The sequence below is a fragment of the Paenibacillus sp. J22FR5 genome, assembly GCF_059691975.1.
Genome location: NZ_JCAUAN010000001.1, coordinates 525,024 through 548,887, shown reverse-complemented (window position 1 = coordinate 548,887; position 23,864 = coordinate 525,024). Strand labels below are relative to the sequence as shown.

Sequence of the window (23,864 nt, the reverse complement as noted above, 5' to 3'; positions counted from 1 at the left end):
CAATGAAATGCACGAATGTTGCGCATTCCTTCCTGGGACTGGAGATACTCACGGTATTCAAGGAGCTCCAGCAGGATTACTTCGGCACGCTTAAGAAAGTCGCGGAAATGGGCTATAAGCTTGTAGAGACTGTCAGTTGGAGTTATCTAACTCTTCCAGCTAATGTACTACGAAATATGCTGGATCAAGCAGGATTAAGACTTATATTGACATTTGTAAGCGACGTTCTATTAGAGGCTGATTTACAAAACCAAATTAATTACGCTCGGACGATTAGCGCTCGTTACATCATTTTCGGGTCAACAAAAGAAAGGATCGCCGATGAGGCGGCGCTTCACGCCACCATTTGTTTATTACGTAATATCGGAGAAAAGGTCAAGCTTCAGGGAATGCAGCTTCTCTATCATCCTGAGCTTGACGATTTTAACCTAATGAACGGAGTAAGAGTCATCGATCGAATTCTTATTGGAGTTGGAAGTAATTTGCAATTGGAGCTGGATTTAGCCTGGGTAAAGAAGGCTGGATTGGATCCTATTCGTACACTAAAGAAGTATAGAGGCATAACTCCGATTGTCCATGTAAAGGATGTTGACCAGAGCGGTAATTTCACAGATGTTGGAAGCGGTGTGATTGACTGGACTTCGGTGTTTCAAGTGATGAAGAAAGTCGGCGTCCAACATTATTTCGTAGAATTTGAAGTAAGTCCCGAACCATTAAGAACCGCTGCTAACATCCACGATTATTTGAAATCGATTGGCGAAGCATAAGCCTTTCCTAACCGCTACCGCCTTTAACATCTAATTCATCGTTTAGTTAAAACATATCCCCTTCGTTATCACATATAATTAATGGTAGCGTGTATGAAAGGCTGTGATCCAATGAGAATATATGTCGCCCGTGATGGTGATTCTCTTCGTATGATCGCCGACAAATACGATATTGAATTGCAGCTTCTGTTAACCCTTAACCCCCGTATTCCCGGTGCTGATACGAATGTTGCAGGTCAACAAGTAAAACTCCCCTCTTCCGAAGGCCCGACTGTAAGTGATGGTGCGTCTATTCTAAGCTTTTTGGCTAAACCATTAAATGTTAACCCAAATGAACAATGGATACCACTAACGTCTCTTGAAGATATGCAGAGCAAGGAATATGATGTACTAATTGTAGGAACTGGGGCCGGAGGGGGAGCTGCCCTCTGGAGAATCATGCAACAGCTTGGAAATAGCGGCAAAAAAATCGGTATCATCGAAAGAGGGGGTTTACTGCTTCCTACACATGTGAACAATATTGCGACAATGGATAGTTCTCGACCATACCTTTATAAATTGAGCATAGCTAAACATCCCTCTCCCAATTATTTGTCTCCACAAGTATACGCATTAGGAGGCAGAACCTTATTTTGGGGAGTAACCAGTCCCCGAATGCCAACTCCATTCATTGCCAAATGGCCTATTCCCATTCAAGAGATGGAGTACTATTACAATATTGCTGAAAAGATCATGAACGTTACACAAAACTTTACCAAAGGCGCTTCCACGACCCAATTTATGCTCAACCGCCTTCAGCAAGGCGGTATCCACGATGCAACAGATGAGCCGCTAGCCATTAATCTAGAACCGCCTAGCCAGTTTGGCGTCATTAATTCAAATCCATTTTTCAGTTCCATTATCTTTTTAGCCCAAGCGATGAACTCTCCTTACGATTTAGCGGTTCATGCACGTGCCGTTAAAGTCTTGACGGAGAATAACAAAACCGTAGGCGTTGAAGTAGTCACACCAGAAAAAAAGCAGTACATTTTAAAAGCAAAACATGTTGTATTAGCAGCGAGCACCTTCGGAACGACACAAATATTGTTGAACTCGGACATACAAGGTGAAGCAATCGGTCATTATTTGACCAATCATTCAAAGGTTTGGGGAGAAGCGAGAATTAGCCGGGATGAGTTTCCAGAGGTTCTAGGCCCCCTTCGTATTCTGATACCGGGAAAGGAAAATCGCCCTTTTCAAATTCAAATTCACGGGTTAAACATGGATTGGACCCAGCATCAAATTCAACCGCTGCAAAAAGAGTTATATATATTATTTGCAGGATCAGGCGAAATCGAATCACAGTTTAACAATAGAGTCACTCTGAATTCACACAAACGAGATGAAGATGGAGTGCCTGAAATTGAAACTAATTTCACTTATAGTGATAAGGATAAAGCAATTATTCGGCGTATGACTCAATTGGTGAAACATACAGCATCGATAATGGGCTTGACCAGACCTGGCGAGTTGATCGTTCGCCCACCGAATTTTGATTCTCATGAAATGGGCACCTGTCGAATGGGAGACAACCCTGCGACGTCCGGAACGAATCGTTTCGGTCAAGTTCATGGCGTTCAAGGTCTTTACGTTGCGGATAATAGCGTTATTCCCTCCAGCGGCACAGCCAACCCAACATTGACATGTGTAGCTTTAGCTATCCGTACAGCGGATTATATTATCCAGAAGTTAAAGTAAGGTCCTTGGAAGGCAAGGAGACAATACGGTCCGATATTGGTTCACTAGCGTTGCATAAAACCTTTAGCCATTCATGCAGCGCAAGACCAGCGCTGCACCACAGAGGATGAAAATGGATAAAATCTGTCAATACTTCTACTATGGCTGGGAGAAGAAGTTCTATAAACTATGGTGCCATTAGAGCCCAACCGTTAGTCTGACTCCAACCATCACGGTGCATCACAGACTGTCGCACCCAATATGGGTAACACTTGTGGGAGATAAATCCTTTTTTACTGGTTAAACCAGCCTTACCTTGTCCAGGTCTGATAGATTGGTAATTTTGCAGTGTACGTACACTCCCCTAGTCATAAAATCTATTTTATTGAGATATCAAAAGTAATAAAAATCAATTGTGACTAACTCAAGGATATGTTGCCAGCATTGAACCGAAAAGATGTTATCCAAATCGCAATGCTTGTACTTCCAAATCACCGACATTGGTAAACAGTAATCTTACTTCATGTTTGCCAGAAGCACTTGTAAGCGTTGAAGAAATAATCTGCCCATCACGAATTGTTACACTTCCCCCTTCTTCGTACTCATCATCCAGATAAATCGTAATATCTCCGCTGCCTGTAGCCTCAATTGAAACCTCACTTACGGTCTTATCCCACTGCACATATCGATAAATCGCCTGATCCCAATCCTGGATCCCCTTTAACACTTCCTGTCCGTTGCTTGTAGGAGCAATGTATACACTTCCCAACAATTGGCATGCTCGATAAGCCTCTATCGTTTCGTTGATTCCGAACGGCCTGCCTGCACCTTGCGAGGTCATCGGCACTTCCTGAATCGTACCGTCTTCATTGAAGGTAATTGGTTCAATGCAAAGCCTGCGCTTTTGCTGCCTATTTTGAGAGCTTCGGTGGTAGAAGACATACCACTGCCCATTCACTTCCTCAATGGAGCCATGGTTGTTCCAGCTCTGCGGATCACAGCCGTCATTATCGACTATAACCCCTCTATACTGAAAAGGGCCCAGCGGTGATTTGCTGGTCGCATAGGCTAACGATGTTGGTTTGCCGCGCACCATGCTGGAATATACGATGTAATACGTATCGCCGCGCTTGCGGAGAGAACTGCCCTCATGGAAATAATGTTCTTCTTCCGTTACGAGATTGTGGACGGTCGTTCCTTCCTCGAACTCGACCATATTCTCTTTTAATTTCACACCATGCGCATAGAATTGGCCCCAGTAGAAATAAGCCTGTCCATCATCGTCGATAAAGACGGCCGGATCGATTCCTCCGCATGGCAGTTGAACCGGACTATGAAAAGGCCCCTCCGGCTTATCTGCTACGGCAACGCCTTCACTCGAATCCGACATGCAAAAATATAAATAGTATTTGCCGTTTTTGCTAATTGCGTCTGGTGCAAAGAGCAGGTCTTTCGGAAATTTGGGAATCTCAATCTTTCTATCCTTGGTGTCTCGCTCAATCATTTTTTTAAGGAATGGAGTTGGCTTCGACCAATCTACTCCAGGGTATTTAGGTGCGTTCTCGTCAAAAACCCACGGAACCATGCTTGAATCGTAGGATACGCCATGATCCATCCAGTCGACCATATTGGAAGAGGATAACACCCGATACTCCTTGCTGCAGAAAATATTTTCCTCTTGATCCCAAGAGCCATATACGTACACTCTTCCGTCAGGCATAACATGTGCCTCCGGATCAGGAATGTGCAGATTTGTTGGTAACACCGGATTGCGGCAGTCTTTGAATTCACTCATTTTTATCTTCCTTTCGGTTTATTATTATTTGATACAGAACCCGGCATATGAATTTCGTCAGTTGTACCGTCCTCGCAGGACGGTACGCAGCCCATATAATATTCACTGACTACTCTTCTCCCTCAGCAAAACCGTTATCGGCTATGACTTTCTGATACCAATAAGCACTGTCTTTCCAAATTCGTTCCTGTGTCTGCGAATTGAGATGGATCAGCCCATATCTTCGGTTAAAGCCTGCCGCCCACTCGTAATTATCCATTAATGACCACGCATAATATCCGCGAATATCTGCTCCATCTTCAATTGCTTTGTGAATCCATCTAAGAAACCCTTCAATGTACCGAATTCTTTCCAGATCGTGAATACGGCCATTATTTACCTCTTCTCCACAGTTGTAAATACCATTCTCCGTAATATAGATGGGAATGGACAAATTGTATTCGTTCTTGAGCAGCATGACCGCATCGTAAACCGCTTTCGGGTAAAACTCCAGTCCGTTATCCATGAAGTTTCCGCCAGCGTGCTGCTCTCTCTTCCCTTGTACAGCCGGATCCGTCGACAATGCGGGGTCGGAAGATGCCATGATTCGGCTATAAACGTTCAGACCATAGTAATCCATAGGCTGGGAGATGAGCTCCATGTCCCCCGTCCGAATGTCGGGAAGCGTCCCGTCAGCTTCCATCTGACCAATGATATAGTCTGAGTAACTTCCCTTTAAGAGCGCATCCAGGAAAAACTTGTGCCCATTCTCGTCGCCGCGGCGGGCGATCTCATGATCCTCCGGAAGGTCGCGCGCAGCATGTCTTTTCCAAATATCAACGACAATCCCAATTTGAGAATCCTTCATCCCTTCTGCCCGAAAAGCCTTGACCCCTTCCCCGTGTGCGAGCAGTGCATGATGCATGGCTGCCTTTGCATCTTTCTGGTTACTACGCCCCGGTGCGAAGATCCCAAATCCATAACCAACATATAGAGCAATCGGTTCATTAAGCGTGGACCACATCGGAATCAAACCGTTAAATTCTCGGAACATAAGCGCAGCGTACTCTGCAAACCAATCCTTGATATCCCGATTTGTCCAGCCTCCCTTATCCTCCAACGCTTGTGGAAGATCCCAATGATACAGTGTAGCGTTAGGTCGTATATCATTCTCAAGAAGTTCATGTACAAGCCGTTTGTAAAAATCGAGCCCCTTCGTATTTACCTTCCCAGTCCCTTCCGGAATGACACGCGGCCACGAGAAGGAGAATCGATACGTATCGAGACCCAATTGTTTCATATGGGCAATATCTTCTGGATAACGATTGTAATGATCGCATGCCACATTGCCAGGAATATTCCCCCAAACTTTTCCAGGCGTTTGAGTGAATGTATCCCATATCGAAGGACCTTTCCCGTCTACATTCCATGCTCCTTCTATTTGGTAGGCGCTTGTGGCAACTCCCCATTGAAAATGCTGTGGAAATTGAATATGTTTCATCTCGCCATCTTCCTCCTAAGTGATTACTTTTATGGTTTGTTCAGTGATGTCTTTCATTTTACAAGCGCCTATTATTCATGTTCCGACCTCTTGTTATCCTGAATCCGACTATTGGTTTCAAATAAAAGGAGCGTTCCGGCAAATTGCCGAAACGCTCCTTATCATAATCAGTCCGCTACTACTTCTTGGACCACTCATCGAATTGCTTCTGTTTTTCTACAATAATTTTCTCGAGACCCGCAGCCTTGAGCGCTTTATTAAACTCGCCCAGTTTCTCGGGACTTACCATACCGGTTTCTAGCCCGATCCGATACTGGTTGGTTACGTTCGTGACCGCAGCGACCTCTGTCTTCACCGATTGCGGATCGTAGGAGAAGCCAAGAGCTGGAGATTTAACCGAGTTTGCATTGAATTCTCTATACTTATCCCACAATTTCGTGTCATTACCTTCCGCCACATAAGCCAGGAAGTTGTTCCCCACAGCCCATTGATTAAATACCCAACCGACTTCGGGTACACCAGCCGGTTTGCCGGCAGTACCGTCGCCTTTCACCTCGTAATGCTTTCCTTTAATCCCGTAATCAATCAAATTGACGATGTCTTTGTCGGTATACATCAGGTTCATCAATTGCATCGCTTTATCCGGGTTTTGGCTATTTTTAGCAATTGACATCATAAAAGATGCGACGTTAATCGTTCCGGTAATCGGCTTTGTTAGACGTACGGCAACCATCTCTTTGCCGATAGCTATCGTTTGCTCTTTTTCAAACCCCGGGTTTATATTGGTAAGATAGCTAAAGGCTTTGCCAGACTTTATGATTGTTGCGCCTGTTTGCTGTGAAGTAGCAGCATCTTTACTCATATAACCAGATTGATACCATTTGTTCACCAGGTTAACGGAGCTTACGTATTCCGGCATCTCGAACACGTTAATGAGTTTCTTGTCCTTGGATGTCATCGGAATGACACCGGAGCTGTCACCAAGAAAATCTACTTTATCATTCATCATCACACTTACCGGCGTATTTCCAGCACCCGCGTTTACCAATGGCGTTATTCCAGGTTCATTATCCTTGATCGTTTTGAAGATAGGCTCTAGGTCTTCATAGGTTTTCACTTTCGTCAGATCGATGTTGTATTTATCCACCAAATCCTTACGCATCAAAAGACCGTATTCGGCGGCAAAATCACGGATACTCGGGACACCATAAATTTTTCCGCTTATACGTGTTGCATTAAGGACATCTTCACCAACAACATCTTTAATGCCCTGTCCTTGCTTCACCAAGAGATCATCCAACGCTACAAGCTGTCCCTTGGCTGCTTGGGTACCATAACCGAAGAAAGGCGTGGATACGAACAGATCAAGCTTCTCATTGCTTGCCAGCATCAGGTTGACTTGTTGGGCGTAATTAGAGAAGCCGAATGTCGTAAGCTTAACGGTGGCATTGATCTTCTCTTTCGTAATCTTGCTGATGGCCTCTTCAATTAGCGGCATATCTGTTGCATTCGTAGGCGGCCACAGAACGACGTTCAATTCAGTAGGCTGTTCTGTCGCAGTTTGTGTACCTTTGCTTGCGCTGCCTGGCGCTGGACTGCTGCCGCCGGACGAAGAGCATGCAGTGAAGAGCAAGGACAGAATGGAAATACTACCGATGAGAGCCGAAAGCTTTTTCTTGTTTCTTTTCATGTAAGGCTACCCCCTAGTAAATTTGTTATCTATGTCTACCGAATCGTGAAATTCGGAATAGACCTTACCCTTTCACCGCACCAAGAGCCAGTCCGCCAACCAGATATCTTTGAAAAAACGGATAGGCAAAGGCAATCGGAAGAAAACCGATCGTACCCATGGCCATACGAATGGATTCTATTGGCACATTAGCACTGGTCGACGAAGAATGTCCTCCCATACTGTTCTGTTGAAGGAATTGTGCGTCGCTTAGCGTCTTGTTCAACAGATTCTGCATGCTGAAAAGCTTGGGATCCGTCAGGTATAACAAGCCGTTATTCCAGTCATTCCAGTAAAAAATCAACATCGTTAACCCGGCAGTTCCCAGCACAGGCAAGGAAAGCGGAAGGACAATCCCCCAGAAAATTCGGAATTCACTCGCTCCGTCAATATAAGCGGATTCAATTACTGGAGTCGGCACGGAGAAGCTGAAAAATGTCCGAATCATGAAAATGATAAATCCGTTTGTCAAAAGTCCCGGCACGATTAAGGCGAAAATGGTATTTTTGATATCAAACACCTGAGTATAAACGAGATAGGTGGATACGAGCCCGCCGTTAAACAGCATGCTGAAAAACACGATGAAGCTAATGGCACCACGATGCGGCATATCATTTCTGGATAGCGGGTAAGCGATCAGAGCGGAGATGAAAAGCCCTACAGCCGTACCCACAAGGGTTACGAATATCGTATTTCCGTAGGAACGGAGGATTTCTTGCGATTTTGACACCAAGTAGGAATAAGCATCAAAGTTAATTTGATCTGGAAGTAGAGAATATCCGTTCTTGATTAGACTCTCATCACTCGTTAACGATGCCATGACTAACAATAGAAATGGGAATAAACAGGCTATACCGGCCAGAATAAAAGCTCCGTTTACCAAAAATTGATTCAATCGATTTGCAGCCATTCGAAAACCCCCTCCTATTTAAAACAATGCTTGCTCACGGTTACGTCTTGAGACGATAAAGTTCGCAATAATAACCAGAACAAACCCGACAAATGACTGATAAAGTGCAGCAGCTGAGGACATTCCGTAATCGCTTAAAGTCATCAAACCGCGGAATACGTATGTATCAATGGTGTCGGTCGTCGGTTGAAGTGGACCGGAATTTAGTGGCACCTGGTAGAACAATCCGAAATCGGAATAGAAAATCCGTCCTATGGCTAGTAGCGTCATGAGTGTGATAACCGGCATGATCAAGGGAACGGTGATTGTGCGAATTTGCTGCCATCGGCTCGCGCCGTCGATTGTCGCGGCTTCATAATATTCCTGGTCGATGCCAATGACGGCCGCAAAGAAGATGATGCTCGAATAGCCGACGCCCTTCCATAAATTAACTAAGGTAAGGATGTAAGGCCAATATTTCGGTTCACTGTACCAGGAAACAGTTCCTAGGCCGAAAAATGGAAGGATGTGACGGTTCAAAAATCCGTTCTCTACATCCAGGAACGAAAGTGCGAGATAAGCCACAATAACCATGGAAATAAGAAACGGTAGAAGCAGGACTGCTTGATAGAGCCGCTTCATAAATTGACTTTTGACCTCGTTAAGCAAAATAGCTACGCCTACCGCAACAAGGGTGCCCAGAATAATAAAGATGCCATTATAGAGCAGCGTATTGCGAGTAATGACGTAAGCATCTTTGGTAGCGAACAGGTATTCAAAATTTTTGAATCCGATCCATGAGCTGTCTAAAAACCAATTGTCGTGGGCAAAATTGATGTCTTTAAAGGCGATGATGATGCCAAACATCGGCAAATAGTTATTGATAAGTAGATAGACAAGAGCGGGAACTGTCATCAGCAGAAGCGCCCGGTAGCGCAGATATCGTTTCATCATGGTTCCTCATTTCCTTAAGTGTATAGTGGTCACGGTTGATTGTCTCTATTGTACGCTGTCTGCTTATGCTGTTTCCGACCTCTTGTTATTGCATTGCCTACCTCTCTCCTCGACCTTGTTCCTTCTGAGTCCTGTATTCATTCGGAGTAACACAGAGATTCTTTCGGAATGTGCTTGAAAAATGAGCAAAGCTCTGGAACCCTGAACGCTTCGCCACAAGCCCTACAGGCAAATCCGTATTTGCGAGCAGATCCTTTGCCAGCGATAATCGTTCCGAAAGAAGTAATTCCGACAGGGTCATTCCCATCTCTTTCTTGACCAACCGGGTCAAATAATCGGGATTCAAATAGACGTGGCCTGCAATATCGTCCCGGTTAATATCCTGATCTATGTTGAATGCGATGAAACGTTTGACCTTGACGATGATCGTATTCGATTCCTCGAATAAGTGCTCGATCAACTTCGGTATGATGGCGCCAATCCATGAGATCATGTCCGTTACAGAACGAAGAGGTTCGTCTATGTGCTGCCATGCGCTGTCCTTGAATAGCTGACGGGCTTGAATCCCCTTGCTTGCAAGTAACGAATAAACCAACTGAAGAAAATCCTGATGGAAGCCTTGCAAAAAGTTGGAATCCACCCCTGGTCTTTTGGACAACTGCACAAGATATTGCGAAGCTGATTCCAGAACAGCTTCCTTCTTGCCTTCACTAAGCAGAGTTGACCACAGCCTCATATCCGGATGAGGAAGCTCCAACGTCGTCTGGAACTTGTCCCCCATGAAAAAAACTTTATTCTCGTAAGCAACATTCATATTATCCAGACGTTCCAGATAATCTGCCGTATCGGGCAAAGCTTGAAGTTCTACGTCGCCGCTTACATAGCAAGCAATATCACAATAAAAATACTTGTTACAGGAAGCGATATAACGGTTAAGGACTTCATGCAGATGATCCTGATCCGCCTTCTTGTCGTTTCTGGTCAGAATAATGGCAGATAAAGAGCCGCGGCCACCTGAAATAAGATGGACCTCATACTCATTTCCCTTCAAAAGCTCCTCGGCGGCATTCCTTAAGGCAAATTCTATGATTTTCTCTTCGCGGAGTGTCAACGGCTTCCGCCATCTTCTTACCTTAATCAAGACATGGGTAACTCGAGGATGGTCTCCCAAATAAACGTTTCGTTCCTCCGCTTCTTTGCGGATCGCTTCTTCATGAGGCGGAATGTTTCGGCTAATCAAATCCTGCCAAAAGCGCTCGAACAATTGCGGCTGTTGCTTCTGCCAGAAGCTTCTGTCCTTCATCATTGCGGTATTGGCCTTTATTTTATCTAACATCTTGACAATGACAGGCTCCAAATCCTCTGCGAATACAGGTTTCAGGAGATAATCCATGCTGCCCAGTCTTATCGCTTGTTTGGAGAAATTGAAATCCGCATGACAGGTCAAAAACACGCACTCCGTCTGTGGAAAATTTTCTCGAACCCACGTTAATAGCTCCAGGCCGCTGCCCTGCGGCATCTCGATATCGCAGAGCATCATATCAATCGGGTGTTCTTGAAACATGTCCTGTGCCTGCTTCATGTTCTGTGCAGTATGGATATGTCCGATTTCAAACTGGCTCCACTCTAATAAAGAGCTAACCCTCCTGATGGCCGAGGCTTCGTCATCCACAATAAGCAGTTGAAACATCACGTATCCCTCATTTCTTAAGCATTTAATGGCAAAACGATCTGAACCAATGCTCCATTTGGAGTTGCATTGGCATACTGTATGGTTGCTCTTCCTTCATAAAGTAAACGAAGGCGGTTCTGTACGTTCCAAATGCCGATATGCTCACCTTGTTCATCTGCAATTTTGACGCCGACCTGAAGCTTCTCCAATATTTCCTGTGAGAAACCTTTCCCCGTATCACGAATCGTGATCCGCAAGGATGTCTCGCTTTCGCCTAAGACAAAATCAATCGTAACGAATATGGTTATCGTTTGGTCCAGTGACATGGCATGCTTGATTGAGTTCTCGATAAAGGTTTGAATCACTAAGGGAGGTACGGGTGTAGGCAGCAGTATTTCCGGTGCCTCCAGCTCGTAGAGCAGACTTGTTGGATACCGAAGCTGCTGAATGCGAATATAATTGCGAACGTGCTCCAGCTCATCCCGTAACGGGACGAACGACAAATTGCTTCGAAACATAAATCGGAAATAGCGAATCAGGCTAACGGCCATCTCTCCAATCAATTCGTGTTTTCGCTCTTGGGAGAAATCGAAGATGACATTTAACGCATTCAAGAAAAAATGAGGATTGATTTGCAATTGCAAGTGCTGAAGCTCGGCCTTCTGCTTGTCGATCCGCTCCTCGTAGACGCTGATTTTCAGCTCTTCGATCTGAGACATCATCTCGTTAAAAGTCCGGTTCATCAGCGAGAATTCCTCAGATGCTCGGAGAATCGGAATCCGGAGATTGACATTCCCGTCCGCTACTCGTTTCATTACGTTAACAATTCGATTGATTGGAAGCATCACGGTTTTGCGGAGAAAGAGGAAGAACGCCGGAAGTATCACAATCCCGCTAATTAGGATGAGGTAAATGATCTTGTTCAAATATGGAAGGTTCTCCAGAATCGCCTTGTCGGGAATGACCGCAACCAGGCTGAAGTCTCCCATTAGCGAATGCTCCCCTAATACAAGATAATCGTTCTTTTTCCCCGACATATAATAGTTCCCCAGGTCGATTTTGCTTAAATCAACTTCATTCTGCTCCACCAACTCGACATTACCCATAGGTTGTCCCTGACCGGTTGACAGCATGGCGGCGCCTTCCTTGCCGATATGGATAAATGTCAAAGGCATCAATAGTGTCTCCGCTTTGACCCAAGCGCCGATATAGGTATTTCCCGATCGAAGCACACGAAACAAATAATATTCTTGGCCGATTTGGTGGGCGTACCATTGGCTCGATCTATTCGTTGACTCGGTCAAGCTTTCCTCGAGATAAGCTCGGATGGCATCCAATTTTTCCTGCGGTTCTTCGAAATCCTTCTCCCTGTTTGCGCTGATCCATTCCTTGGTCGGCAGTGAATAGACGAACAGGGAGTCAATCGATTTATAGTTGTCGATGTTCTTGACAAGTTTATTGAACAAATTAATTTTGGAAAGCGCGTAATCATCTGCCTTCGTCCCCGGATTCTCCATGATGTCCAAATTGATATCACTAGTAGCAAGCGACAGCAAGTATTGATCGGTCTCCTCCAAACCATCGTCTATTAATTGAATGTATAGTGACAGCATGTTGTTATTAGAGTCAGCAACCTGGCCGTGGACAACGTTTATCGCATTCATATTGATGTAGATCAATAGAGCCAGTAACGGGACAATGACCGAAATGACTCCAATCGAAAGTTTTAACCAGATTGAGTTTCTGGGTATGCGAAAGATGCTTAAATTCATTGGACTACCCCCAGCTTCATGATTGCGAAATTGATAAACTTACCCACTCTTCATTATAATTGACTGATTTTCTCAATCCAGACCAATTTGTATTGATTTTACGACTTTAGCTATGAGAAATAATTTAGCCTCTAACGGTACCTTCCTAAGGGTACAACTAACTCAATGAGCAATTTCCGCACAAAAAACTACTTAGATTAATTGAATAGTGATGTCGACTGCATGGATTTACCCGGAGTTCGGATTTATTAGATCGCCCAGGCCATTCAAGCCTAGTTGCAGAATTGTCTGGATAAAAAAGTGGCCCTCTCTACTTCGGAACGTATTCAGAATATTCAACAAATTAAATAAGTTCAGCCAGCTCTACGAAGATGTGAAGCGCTGGGCACAACCGTTGCATCATGTTGCTGCCATACTCAAACCGGAAGTCGATCAACGCGGTGAAACCGTGAGACTCCAGATGCAATGCCTAATGCAATGGCTAGAACGAACATACATTTTGGAGCATGACAATCCAATAATTTCTAATTTAAAAACTACACCAAAGGGTTCTGCAAAGAGCTCTTTGCTTGCGATGACCATCCCTACATACTTCGGACAAACATATGACGAAATCAAAGCTGAAAGACAACACTGGACTACACCGGCCGGCATACTCCTGTTGTCGTTATTTATTAAGTTCTTCAATCAGCACGGCGAGCGTCTGTTCAGTGACCGCTCCTTGGCTGAAAGCTGCTAGCGCGTGCAGCGGCATATATCTCGTCATCGCCTCCGTCAGTTCCGCATGCGCATGGTCTTCCTGCATGTCGTCTCCAAATTTTCATGATCAGAGTTATTTCATTAAAGCTTTCAAGAAACAAACCGGAATCACGCCCAAAAGATGCAGCGGAACGGATCATAAGAAAAACCGTCAGGGAAAAACATCCTGACGGTCCTTTTGCGTGTAAACCCATACTTTTGTGCATGGGGAGAGATGGATGTGGGGTTCCAACCGCTGTTGAAGTCGTGTTTTTTTAAATTTATTATGCGGTATAAACACGACTTCAGAGGCGGCCAGTAAACTTTCCACCCTCACACCCATCCCTCTTCTGTTCTACTTTGAGCTGCGGCAGTCAAACCACATCTCAACTACACGATAATACGAACATCCATTTACTTCTTGAAGAACTTTGGATGAAATAATTCTTCGTACCTAAGACATCTTTGAAAATTCTTTCAATCTATTCTAAAAATTAGAAACCACAATTATTTTAATATTACAAAGTTCTTTATTACACTCTTTGATTGGTTCATAAATTATTCACCTGGTTATCCAGTACAGCAATATTTTTCTCCTTAACATCCTTGTGACTAACTGTTAGATATCCCAAAATAGCAACAATAATGATGGTTAATACCAAACTAACCGGCCCACTACCTATACCAAGCCCGCCATCACTAGTAGAAGCACCCATCCAATCTGCAAAGGAAGCTCCTAGTGGACGCGTCATTATATAAGATAGCCAGAATGTTATAGTTTCGTTTAATCCAAAGAACTTTCTTGCCAGAATCGGTATAATAAACATAACTGCAAATATCACGCCTGAGGAAAAATAGCCCCATTGAAAGTTTCTCGCGGTAAGGTCACCTACTGCAGTTCCCAGTGCAAAAGTTATTAATACTATGGCCCAATAAAAAGTTTCACGTCGATGGGTGTAAATACTATGTACAGATAAAGTTTTTTCACTAGCGTACCAAGCACCAAATATAACTATCATTGCAATAATAAATGCTAAAGATGATATAGGTAATGGAATATCAAGTACTCCATTCAAAACATCAGAGAACATAGTCCCAAATATACTTACCATTATAATCGTTAACCAGTAAATCCATGCTACATAACGTCGTAAGGAACACTGTAATTTTAAAGCTACAATCAAGCCAACTAATCCTAAGATTACGGCGATTATTGGGGTCACAGCCCCGTATAGAACGTCCGCAAATACCTCACCCATTCCAGTGGATAGTATTTTCACAATCCAGAAAAATACGGTAATTTCCGGAACCTTGTTAAACATTATCTCTTTGTAATTCATATTGTTTTCTAAGAGTTTATTCATATTCAACTTCCTTCTCTAATTTCTTGATATCCTATTTTCACATATATTTTTAAAATCACCTTAAAAAATCAAGAATTTAAAATCTTAAGGTTTTTTTAATTGCCCATTGGACATCCACAGCTAAATCCTAAAATCTTTTTTTCATTTTACTACCTCCAAGTCTTGTTATTTGTTTGCTTGTGTGTGTTCGAATATAATTATATTTGAACACACACAAGTAAAACTATGTCGTCACAAGACATAGTCCGTTACAAAATCGGACATAAAGAGGTAAGCATATTATGAGATATTTTAATATTCAGCAAGAACTAGAACTAAGTATGCTTGAGAAATGCTTTAAGACACTGTGTGAGAGTCACCCCGAATATAATTTTCAGCAACCACAAATGTTTTGTGAAACAAAACATTTCATTGAAAACATACCAAACTATGCTAATCTTCCTAATGTGGATAATATATTAAATATTTTAAATGAAGAATCCTTCATTCCAAATGGTTTTGACGTTGCTGTTTATAAACATCTTCGTTATCTTCCTGCGTACTGGCATTCTCATGACTTTTTTGAAGTATTATACGTCTTAAATGGTAACTGTGAAAATTATACAATGAATATAGTTCACAAAATGGAGAAAGGAGACGTTTTTATAATTGCACCAAGCACTAAGCACACACTCAGTAACTGCTCCGATGATTGTATAATCTTTAACTTTTTAATTCGACGCACTACTTTTCATACAGCCTTTATTGAAACTCTAAATGATCAAAATGTTTTATCTAATTTCTTTTCAAGACATCTATATAACAAAAAAAATGGTTCTTATTTGCTTTTTCATACCGGTGATAATACAGATTTACAAACATTTGCTTTCTATGCATATTGTGAATATCACGAAAACCGCCTTTATAACACAAAAGTATTGAATCACCTTATTTCTAGCTTTTTCATTTTTTTGCTCCGTGACTATGAGAATGATGTAATATTAGATATAGAAACTACTCATCAGATGGATGAAAACTTGATTTTGATACTGAACTATATTCAAGACAACTACAAAACGTTGACTATGTGCCAACTTGCTACTTTCTTTAATTACAGCGAACGTCATTTATCGCGCCTTTTAAAAGATCATACAGGCCATTCATTCAAAAGGCTAATTCAAAGCGTGAAATTGCAGAAAGCCGAGAAATTACTAAAAAACCCCAATCTTTCAATTCAAGAAATTGCTGAAGCTGTTGGATATACAAATATAACTAATTTCTACCGGTTATTTAAAAGTGAACATGGAATATCTCCATCCGAATTTAGACATACCATTGGTTCCTAGGAGTGGGCTTTTGTCATATATAGAAACTACTGGTGATATTTGTTTTACATTTTACATTGTACTAATCGTTGAAGTTTCGACATACAATGGTGTAAGGATTAAGTTTTTGTCAGATGGGGATGTCGCAGGGGCAATGGCACCTGCATTTCCAGAAGCAGGGATTGATCTTTATGTTGGTTCTGGTGGTGCTCCAGAAGGAGTCTTAGCTGCGGCCGCTCTTAAATGTTTAGGAGGAGAATTACAAGGACGCTTGATGCCAGTTGATGGCAATGAATTTAATCGATGTATTCAAATGGGGATCGAAGATCGGCGCTTGGGTCAAAGCGGTGACACTATTGATGCCTTTGACATTTATCCCTATCGGCTAGGAAGGCGCCGCCATGCTGGCAACCGGTCAGGGACAACCTATGGGTAATGTCGAGCTGGTTGAGTAGAATGAAGTTGATTTAAGCAAAACCGACCTGGGGAACTATTATATGTCGGGGAAAAGAACGATTATCTTGTATTAGGGGAGCATTCGCTAATGGGAGACTTCAGTCTGGTTGCGGTCATTCCCGACAAGGTAATTCTGGAGAACCTTCCATATTTGAACAAGATCATTTACCTCATCCTAATCAGCGGGATTGTGATGCTACCGGCATACTTCCTCTTTCTCCGCAAAACCGTATTAAATTTACGACTTTATGCTATGAGAAATAATTAAGCCTCTAACGGCACCTTCCTAATGGTACAACCAACTCAATGAGCAAGTTCAGCACAACAAATTACTTAAATTAATAGAGTAGTGATGACGTTGACTGCATACATCCTCTAATTTCCTTGTGTATTACTTTGTATTTACCTTCCAATCAGGTCCTGCTTTTTACGGCAATGAATACATGTTCTTGTCCAAATCCACTTTAGTCGGTAGATCAAGTCTTCTGTCTCCCTTTAAACAAAAAAGCTGGCTGCCGATTTGCCGGCACCAGCATGTTCCTGGAGTTATTGAACTAATGGCCCCAAAAGTGGAACGCCTACTTTAATGGTTTTGTGGCTTTGAAAAGTTCACTTTCCTCCTGCGATAACAATCAACTGATCGTTTGTTCGGAGTAAATTAACTTGGAAACAACAGTAGATTTCTTCAAATGGAAACATTATGAATCGGAATTTATTTTGTTAACTGTCAGATGGTATTTGAAGTATACCTTAAGCTATCGGGATCTAGCAGAAATGATGAAAGAACGATGGTTACGTATTTCGCATACGACGATCATGCAATGGGTACATCAGTTCGGACCTGAGATAGACAAACGAATTCGCCTACTTGAAACCGACTAACGATTCTTACAGGGTCGATGAAACTTACATCAAAGTTAAAGGAAAATGGAAGTACCTATACAGGGAAGTTGATTCCGAGGGAAGCTCGATTGATTTCATGCTTTCCGAAAATCGGGATATTCACGCGGGGAAACTCTTTTTCAAGAAGGCGTTATCCTCTCCTCACAATCAATCGCCGCGAGTGATCACACATAATTTTTTTATCATCTATGATTAAGCCTATCGTTTTAATTTTTTGCAACACAACCCCCTTCAACCGCATCTAAACGTTCTCTCCAATTGGATGTTCGATTGGCAGATTTTTTGAGCTCCTCATAGTTTGAAGGTAACTCACTTTTAACTTCTATATGATTCAACAGCTTCAATCTCCTTTTGTTTCTATAATACGTAAGGTTCCTTATTGTACTACTTTCTTACACAATAAACACACATCGTTGTCTAAGCATTTTCATTTTACTTATTTAGTTTTATATATACCCAAACGATATTGACGATAACCAGCACCATGAGGAGGCTATAAACGGTACCAAATGTGGACGGGTGGCCGACAGCTGTTAGGTTTAAGTTGCTCCAGTCGAACTCAACCGCTTTGGTGAGCACAGCGCCGCTGATGGCGCCTGCCAGGAAGTTGTTGAGGTTATACACACCCATGCCGATGCCCGTCCGTTCCTTGGGGAGCGCCGATGAGATGACTTTGGCGAGTGATGCCTGCACGAACGTGAATGGAATATTAACTAACGGCAGGCAAAGTGCAATAACCCAGGGATTTACTCCCGCAAATACGGACAAGCCCAGTAAGCCGACTGCTAGTAACGCGTACGCCACATACAGCATGTACTGGCTCCCCCGCGTATCGACAATCTTACCTCCATACCGCCCGAAGATCGCGGCTAGCATAGCCGCTGGAAACAACACGAATCCGATGGATTGCGGGTCTAGTCCATGAATAGCTTTCAGCATCATCGGCGTGAGCAGAAACACACCGAATACCGCGAAGAAACCGATAAATGCGACGATCAGACCGTTCGAAAAGCCCGATATCCGGAACAAAGAGAGCTGAATAAACGGATTCGGTACGCTGCGGACACGTATAACAAACAGTACCAGCAGGACCATGCTGCCTGCCAAGAACCATCCGTTGAATTGGGTGACGGAAAGCATGAATGTCGCTACGCCGAGGCCAAGCAGTCCTGCACCAATCAAATCCAGCTTCTCTCCCTCTCTTACCTGCTCCTGGGGCAGTGATTTACGGATGAAGGGCAGGACGATTGGAGCCGCCAAGGAAATTAGAAATAAATAATTCCAGTTCAAATGCCCTGTAATAAAACCGCCCACAATCGGTCCGAGTCCAGAAGAGAATGCGATTGTCGAAGCGATAACACCCATGACTTTGCCCCGCTGATCCGTTGGAAAGAACCGTACAGGAATTAGCATGACCAGCGCAGGTACGCAGGAAGCCCCAGCTGCCTGTACCAGCCGTGCTGCCAGCACCATCGCATACGAATCTGAGAGAAATCCTACTGCAGAAGCCGCAGCAAACACAAGAAGTCCTATTGTAATCAGCCGCTTCAACGGATACTTGTCAGCCAATTTACCGAACAACAGTGAGCCTAACGCATACACAATGGAATATCCCGTTACGAGCCAGCTTACAGAAGAAGGCTTTTGCTTGAATTGCCCCGCGATATCTGGTAGGGCTACATTGAACATTGTGGCATTCATTACCGAGAAAAAGAGGACGAAACAAAGAGCCGACACCAATCGGCCACTCACAGCCGCTTCTTCGCTACTTGATATTATTGCTTCTTGCTGTATCATACTCACTCCACTTTCCGTTGTAAAAGTAACCATTGTAACAGGATTGGCGTTTGTAAAAATCGAGCCCCTTCGTATTTACCTTCCCAGTCCCTTCCGGAATGACACGCGGCCACAAGAAGGAGAAGCGATACGTTTTGAGACCCAATTGTTTCATATGGGCAATATCTTCGGGATAACGATTGTAATGGTCGCATGCCACATTACCGGGAATATCCTTCCACACTTTACCGGGCTTTTGAGAGAATGTATCCCATATCGAAGGACCTTTACCGGCATTCCATGCTACTTCTATTTGGTAGGCGCTGGTGGCAACCCACCATTGAAAATGCTGTGGAAAGTGAATATGTTTCATCTCGCCATCTACCTCCTAAAACACTTTCTATCCGTAATGTAGATTAATCCATAGAACCAGTCGTTCCAATACAGAATTTTATAAAAAAGACCAACTGTCGCTAGCAACGGCGTGGAAAGCGGCAACACGAAGATGCTTTCCTGTTTCATACTATCAGAATTCGCTCATGCCTGCTTTCAGAATTCCGTCAATATCTTTAAGTATTAATTTGTTTTACACCGCAATTTAGGTCCGTTCCTACGGCTAAGGATATAAGTTCCATCAGAGGATATATGTTCTTATCCTTCACTTTGGACAAGGACATAAATCATTTAAAGACAAGCACATACTTGTTCAGTGTGTTGGGGATGGCAAAGGCAGAATCCATGTCGTTGATACAGTGGATAGATCAAGATTTGTTCAGCAGCCTCGTAATTATAAGACCCAAAACGTATACTTGATAAAATCCTGTTTCTCAGTTTTTACAAATACTTCTGGAGCTCCTCTTTTACGATCTCGTAACCCTTGACAGTCAAATGAAGGCCGTCATACGAATAATCCTTACGCAATTGTCCTGTCTCATCAATCAACTTTTCAAAGAGGTCGATATAAGTCATTTTGTTGTTTGTCGCTATTTCACGAACGTCATTATTTATCCGTTGGATATCCTCATTGGTACGGTTACCCACCACTGGAAATGGGGTTATATTTACAAATTCACTTCTATTTACCGGGTATATGGATTGAATATATAGTTCTACTTCTGGCAGTGCATGCTTTATGCGTAAACATATTTCCTCGATTCTTAGGACGATCTCTCCTGATTCTTTACCATCCCCCAGGTCGTTCGTTCCAATCAGCAAAAACACTTTTTGCGGCACCAAATCGAATACTTCATCCTTCAGTTTATTTAAAACACCACTAGAAGTATCGCCGTTAATGCCTCTGTTGTATATAGGCTTATCACATTGGAGCATTTCATGAATGGGGAAACCCTCAGTAATGGAATCTCCTACAAACACGACTCCCCCTTTTTTAGCACGTTGATTTAACTCTGTGAAAGAGGCTAGCCGTTGATTTCGGTTAAATTCTAAAAAAGCTTTTGCAATATTAATATTGAATTGGCTTCCCATATTGTTTTCGCTCATCTCAATAACCCCACTTTCATGTGTTCCTTACTTAATTGGTCCATATCTTCTGATTCGTCCATCCCAGAAGGCATCACTTGAAATCAATCCCTAGAGATCGTTATGAGTTGTTTTCAGAAAACACGTGGTTCTCTGATATCCGGTTATAGTACAAAATAAGGAGAACCCTTGATTCGTTCAACTTTTTTAGAATCAAGGGTCTTCCTTTGACTAAAACATGCAGTTGTAGAAAGTCTCACTGCTATTCGTAGTCTTCTACACGCCACTCATCTTTCCAATCCAAGTAAGCCATCTTCCCGTCAAATCGAATTGGCAACCATACATAATTCGCCTCGGATGTATTTTGCTCTAATTTTATTTTATTAAAATCCGGTCGAGGTTCATCTTGTCGATTGGGGTTAAATACACGATCAGTAAAATTACTGACTTCTTCATAACTCACCATTTGCGCTTCATCTGTAATCCAGCGATCCGCCAAAGCAATGTATAAATCCTTCTTTCCCGGGTGCTTGAAAACCGATGAGATCTGAGAACGATATGAGTTGTTTGACCTATCATTGACATGCGGGTTACCAAGGACTTCAAAAGGACCGTGATAGCTTCTGGCACAAGCGACCTCGGATGGATTCGGGTAGTATCCAGTCGTACCCGATGTAATCAGATAGTGTAATCCTCTTCGCTCGAAGTAAGCAGGCGCCTCGCGTACCAGAGGAGGATGGATATTCGGGAAATGGGTGGAATAATTCCCCGTTACATCCGTATAATCCTCGGTAAGGTCGGCGCAAATTAATTCAGAATGAACACGTTCGTAGTAATAATAAGCCTTTCCATCCGGCGCTACGGCCAGATCAAAATCACCAGCACTCATATTTAACGGACGATATTTTGTTTTTACCATCGTATATGGACCAAGCAAATGATCTGCAGTTAATATGGTTAGGGCTTGGGTATGTTCCTTCTCCATTATCTTAAGAAAACAAACATACTTTTCGGTTTTCTTATTGTAAATAATATGCGGTCGATCCATCATGCTGGCAGGATGAAGCGGTGATGTAACGTAGTCTTCGTCCGGCGGAATGATGATTCCTTCATCCTTCCAGTTATAGAGGTCCTTTGAGGAATAACACCGGACTCCCCAGTGCCATATTCCGCTTCCAAGCGTCGTTTTTTCCTTGTTTTCTCCATACCAGTAGAATGTCTCATTTTCATAAAAAACGGATCCGCCGTGCGCGTGAATCCGCTTCTCTTCCGTATCCATCCATAACTGTCCAGGTCTGATAGATTGGTAATTTTGCATTGTACGTACACTCCCCTAGTCACAAAATCTAATTTATTGAGATATCAAAAGTAATAAAAATCAATTGTGACTAACTCAAGGATATGTTGCCAGCATTGAACCGAAAAGATGTTATCCAAATCGCAATGCTTGAACTTCCAAATCACTGACATTGGTAAACAGTAGTCTTACTTCATGTTTGCCAGAAGCACTTGTAAGCGTTGAAGAAATAATCTGCCCGTCACGAACTGTTACACTTCCCATTTCTTTGTGCTCATCATCCAGATAAATCGTAATGTCTCCGCTGCCTTTGGCCACTATTGAAACCTCACTTATGGTCTTATCCCACTGAACATATCGATAAATCGCCTGATCCCCTTCCTGGATTCCCGTTAACACTTCCTGTCCATTGCTTGTAGGAGCAATGTATACACTTCCCGACAATTGGCATGCTCGATACGCCTCGATCGTTTCGTTGATCCCGAACGGCCTACCTGCACCTTGCGAGGTCATCGGCACTTCCTGAATCGTACCGTCCTCATTGAAAGTAATTGGTTCAATGCAAAGCCTGCGCTTTTGCTGCCTATTTTGAGAGCTTCGGTGGTAGAAGACATACCACTGCCCATTCACTTCCTCTATGGAGCCGTGGTTGTTCCAGCTCTGCGGATCGCAGCCGTCATTATCGACAATAACCCCTCTATACTGAAAAGGGCCCAGCGGTGATTTGCTGGTCGCATAGGCTAACGATGTTGGTTTGCCGCGCACCATGCTGGAATATACGATGTAATACGTATCGCCGCGCTTGCGGAGAGAACTGCCCTCATGGAAATAATGTTCTTCTTCCGTTACGAGATTGTGGACGGTCGTTCCTTCCTCGAACTCGACCATATTCTCTTTTAATTTCACACCATGCGCATAGAATTGGCCCCAGTAGAAATAAGCCTGCCCATCATCGTCGATAAAGACGGCCGGATCGATTCCTCCGCATGGCAGTTGAACCGGACTATGAAAAGGCCCCTCCGGCTTATCTGCTACGGCAACGCCTTCACTCGAATCCGACATGCAAAAATATAAATAGTATTTGCCGTTTTTGCTAATTGCGTCTGGTGCAAAGAGCAGGTCTTTCGGAAATTTGGGAATCTCAATCTTTCTATCCTTGGTGTCTCGCTCAATCATTTTTTTAAGGAATGGAGTTGGCTTTGACCAATCTACTCCAGGGTATTTAGGTGCGTTCTCGTCAAAAACCCACGGAACCATGCTTGAATCGTAGGATACGCCATGATCCATCCAGTCGACCATATTGGAAGAGGATAACACCCGATACTCCTTGCTGCAGAAAATATTTTCCTCTTGATCCCAAGAGCCATATACGTACACTCTTCCGTCCGGCATAACATGTGCCTCCGGATCAGGAATGTGCAGATTTGTTGGCAACACCGGATTGCGGCAGTCTTTGAATTCACTCATGTTTATCTCCCTTACGGTTTGTCATTATTTGATACAGAACCCGGCAGATGAATTTCGGCAGTTGTACCGTCCTAGCAGGACGGTACGCAGCCCCTATAATATTCACTGACTACTCTTCGCCCTTAGCAAAACCATTATCGGCTTATTGAACTAATCCCCCAGCGGAACTCAAGACTCCATAACATCATTCCATTTAGCCACAGGAAGATGAATGATCGCGGTCGTGTTCGCCGTAATCGTTTTTTGCAAAGTTAGTTCCTGATTCCTAATGCCACTCCTATTTCATCGAAAAGCTTATTTTTTCAA

The 23,864-nt window shown here is 43.2% G+C and carries 16 protein-coding genes and 4 pseudogenes; 5 read left to right on the top strand and 15 right to left on the bottom strand.

From position 1 onward, the window contains the following. The first annotated feature begins 2 nt into the window (after window positions 1–2). Together AC58P7_RS02645 and AC58P7_RS02640 are read left to right on the top strand one after the other, a co-directional pair. On the top strand, window positions 3–767 hold the full coding sequence (locus AC58P7_RS02645) for a sugar phosphate isomerase/epimerase family protein (protein WP_497339848.1): 765 nt from the start codon (window positions 3–5) through the stop codon (window positions 765–767). A 111-nt stretch (window positions 768–878) separates the two neighbouring features. Next, window positions 879–2,504, top strand: a complete 1,626-nt coding sequence (locus AC58P7_RS02640) for a GMC oxidoreductase (protein WP_497339847.1) — start codon at window positions 879–881, stop codon at window positions 2,502–2,504. Window positions 2,505–2,943: 439 nt separating this feature from the next. On the opposite strand, the gene AC58P7_RS02635 is transcribed toward AC58P7_RS02640, so the two are convergent. From AC58P7_RS02635 to AC58P7_RS02600, 8 genes are all read right to left on the bottom strand, one after another. Continuing rightward, the gene (locus tag AC58P7_RS02635; protein ID WP_497339846.1) at window positions 2,944–4,278 is read right to left on the bottom strand and encodes a family 43 glycosylhydrolase; all 1,335 of its coding nucleotides are present in this window, start codon (window positions 4,276–4,278) and stop codon (window positions 2,944–2,946) included. A gap of 109 nt (window positions 4,279–4,387) precedes the next feature. Beyond that, on the bottom strand, window positions 4,388–5,758 hold the full coding sequence (locus AC58P7_RS02630; protein WP_497339845.1) for a GH1 family beta-glucosidase: 1,371 nt from the start codon (window positions 5,756–5,758) through the stop codon (window positions 4,388–4,390). Between the two features lie 178 nt (window positions 5,759–5,936). Continuing rightward, window positions 5,937–7,448: an ABC transporter substrate-binding protein gene (locus AC58P7_RS02625; protein WP_497339844.1), complete on the bottom strand. Its 1,512-nt coding sequence runs from the start codon at window positions 7,446–7,448 to the stop codon at window positions 5,937–5,939. A 64-nt stretch (window positions 7,449–7,512) separates the two neighbouring features. Next, window positions 7,513–8,397 carry a carbohydrate ABC transporter permease gene (locus tag AC58P7_RS02620; RefSeq protein WP_497339843.1) on the bottom strand — a complete coding sequence of 295 codons (885 nt, stop codon included), beginning with the start codon at window positions 8,395–8,397 and terminating at the stop codon, window positions 7,513–7,515. An 18-nt stretch (window positions 8,398–8,415) separates the two neighbouring features. Further along, entirely contained in the window at window positions 8,416–9,327 is a 912-nt protein-coding gene (locus AC58P7_RS02615; RefSeq protein WP_497339842.1) for an ABC transporter permease, read from the bottom strand. A 100-nt stretch (window positions 9,328–9,427) separates the two neighbouring features. Then, entirely contained in the window at window positions 9,428–11,020 is a 1,593-nt protein-coding gene (locus AC58P7_RS02610; RefSeq protein ID WP_497339841.1) for a response regulator transcription factor, read from the bottom strand. A gap of 17 nt (window positions 11,021–11,037) precedes the next feature. Beyond that, window positions 11,038–12,774, bottom strand: coding sequence for a sensor histidine kinase (locus tag AC58P7_RS02605; RefSeq protein ID WP_497339840.1), 1,737 nt, complete (start codon window positions 12,772–12,774; stop codon window positions 11,038–11,040). A gap of 1,289 nt (window positions 12,775–14,063) precedes the next feature. Continuing rightward, window positions 14,064–14,876 (bottom strand): COG4705 family protein, encoded by an 813-nt coding sequence (locus AC58P7_RS02600; protein ID WP_497339839.1) that lies wholly within the window; start codon window positions 14,874–14,876, stop codon window positions 14,064–14,066. Between the two features lie 281 nt (window positions 14,877–15,157). Between AC58P7_RS02600 and AC58P7_RS02595 the strand changes: the two genes are divergently transcribed. From AC58P7_RS02595 to AC58P7_RS02585, 3 genes and pseudogenes are all read left to right on the top strand, one after another. Next, window positions 15,158–16,201 (top strand): AraC family transcriptional regulator, encoded by a 1,044-nt coding sequence (locus AC58P7_RS02595; RefSeq protein ID WP_497339838.1) that lies wholly within the window; start codon window positions 15,158–15,160, stop codon window positions 16,199–16,201. 88 nt (window positions 16,202–16,289) lie between these two features. After that, a pseudogene (locus AC58P7_RS02590) lies at window positions 16,290–16,508 on the top strand (fructose-bisphosphatase class II); the annotation flags it as partial. Between the two features lie 791 nt (window positions 16,509–17,299). Then, window positions 17,300–17,708: pseudogene (locus AC58P7_RS02585) on the top strand (IS6 family transposase); the annotation flags it as partial. Between the two features lie 61 nt (window positions 17,709–17,769). Here the strand turns inward: AC58P7_RS02585 and AC58P7_RS02580 are convergent. From AC58P7_RS02580 to AC58P7_RS02550, 7 genes and pseudogenes are all read right to left on the bottom strand, one after another. After that, window positions 17,770–17,874, bottom strand: a pseudogene (locus AC58P7_RS02580) (HEAT repeat domain-containing protein); the annotation flags it as partial. A gap of 97 nt (window positions 17,875–17,971) precedes the next feature. After that, a complete protein-coding gene (locus AC58P7_RS02575) occupies window positions 17,972–19,336 on the bottom strand; it encodes an MFS transporter (protein WP_497339837.1) in 1,365 nt (454 codons plus the stop codon). Then, the gene (locus AC58P7_RS02570) at window positions 19,305–19,688 is read right to left on the bottom strand and encodes a family 1 glycosylhydrolase (RefSeq protein ID WP_497339836.1); all 384 of its coding nucleotides are present in this window, start codon (window positions 19,686–19,688) and stop codon (window positions 19,305–19,307) included. Before AC58P7_RS02570 ends, AC58P7_RS02575 begins: the two co-directional genes overlap by 32 nt. A 17-nt stretch (window positions 19,689–19,705) precedes the next feature. After that, a pseudogene (locus AC58P7_RS02565) lies at window positions 19,706–19,816 on the bottom strand (carbohydrate ABC transporter permease); the annotation flags it as partial. A 333-nt stretch (window positions 19,817–20,149) separates the two neighbouring features. Next, complete coding sequence (locus tag AC58P7_RS02560; protein WP_497339835.1) at window positions 20,150–20,815, bottom strand: GDSL-type esterase/lipase family protein; 666 nt, start codon at window positions 20,813–20,815, stop codon at window positions 20,150–20,152. 241 nt (window positions 20,816–21,056) lie between these two features. Then, the gene (locus AC58P7_RS02555) at window positions 21,057–22,112 is read right to left on the bottom strand and encodes a family 43 glycosylhydrolase (RefSeq protein WP_497339834.1); all 1,056 of its coding nucleotides are present in this window, start codon (window positions 22,110–22,112) and stop codon (window positions 21,057–21,059) included. Window positions 22,113–22,223: 111 nt separating this feature from the next. Next, entirely contained in the window at window positions 22,224–23,558 is a 1,335-nt protein-coding gene (locus AC58P7_RS02550; protein ID WP_497339833.1) for a family 43 glycosylhydrolase, read from the bottom strand. Between the last annotated feature and the right edge of the window lie 306 nt (window positions 23,559–23,864).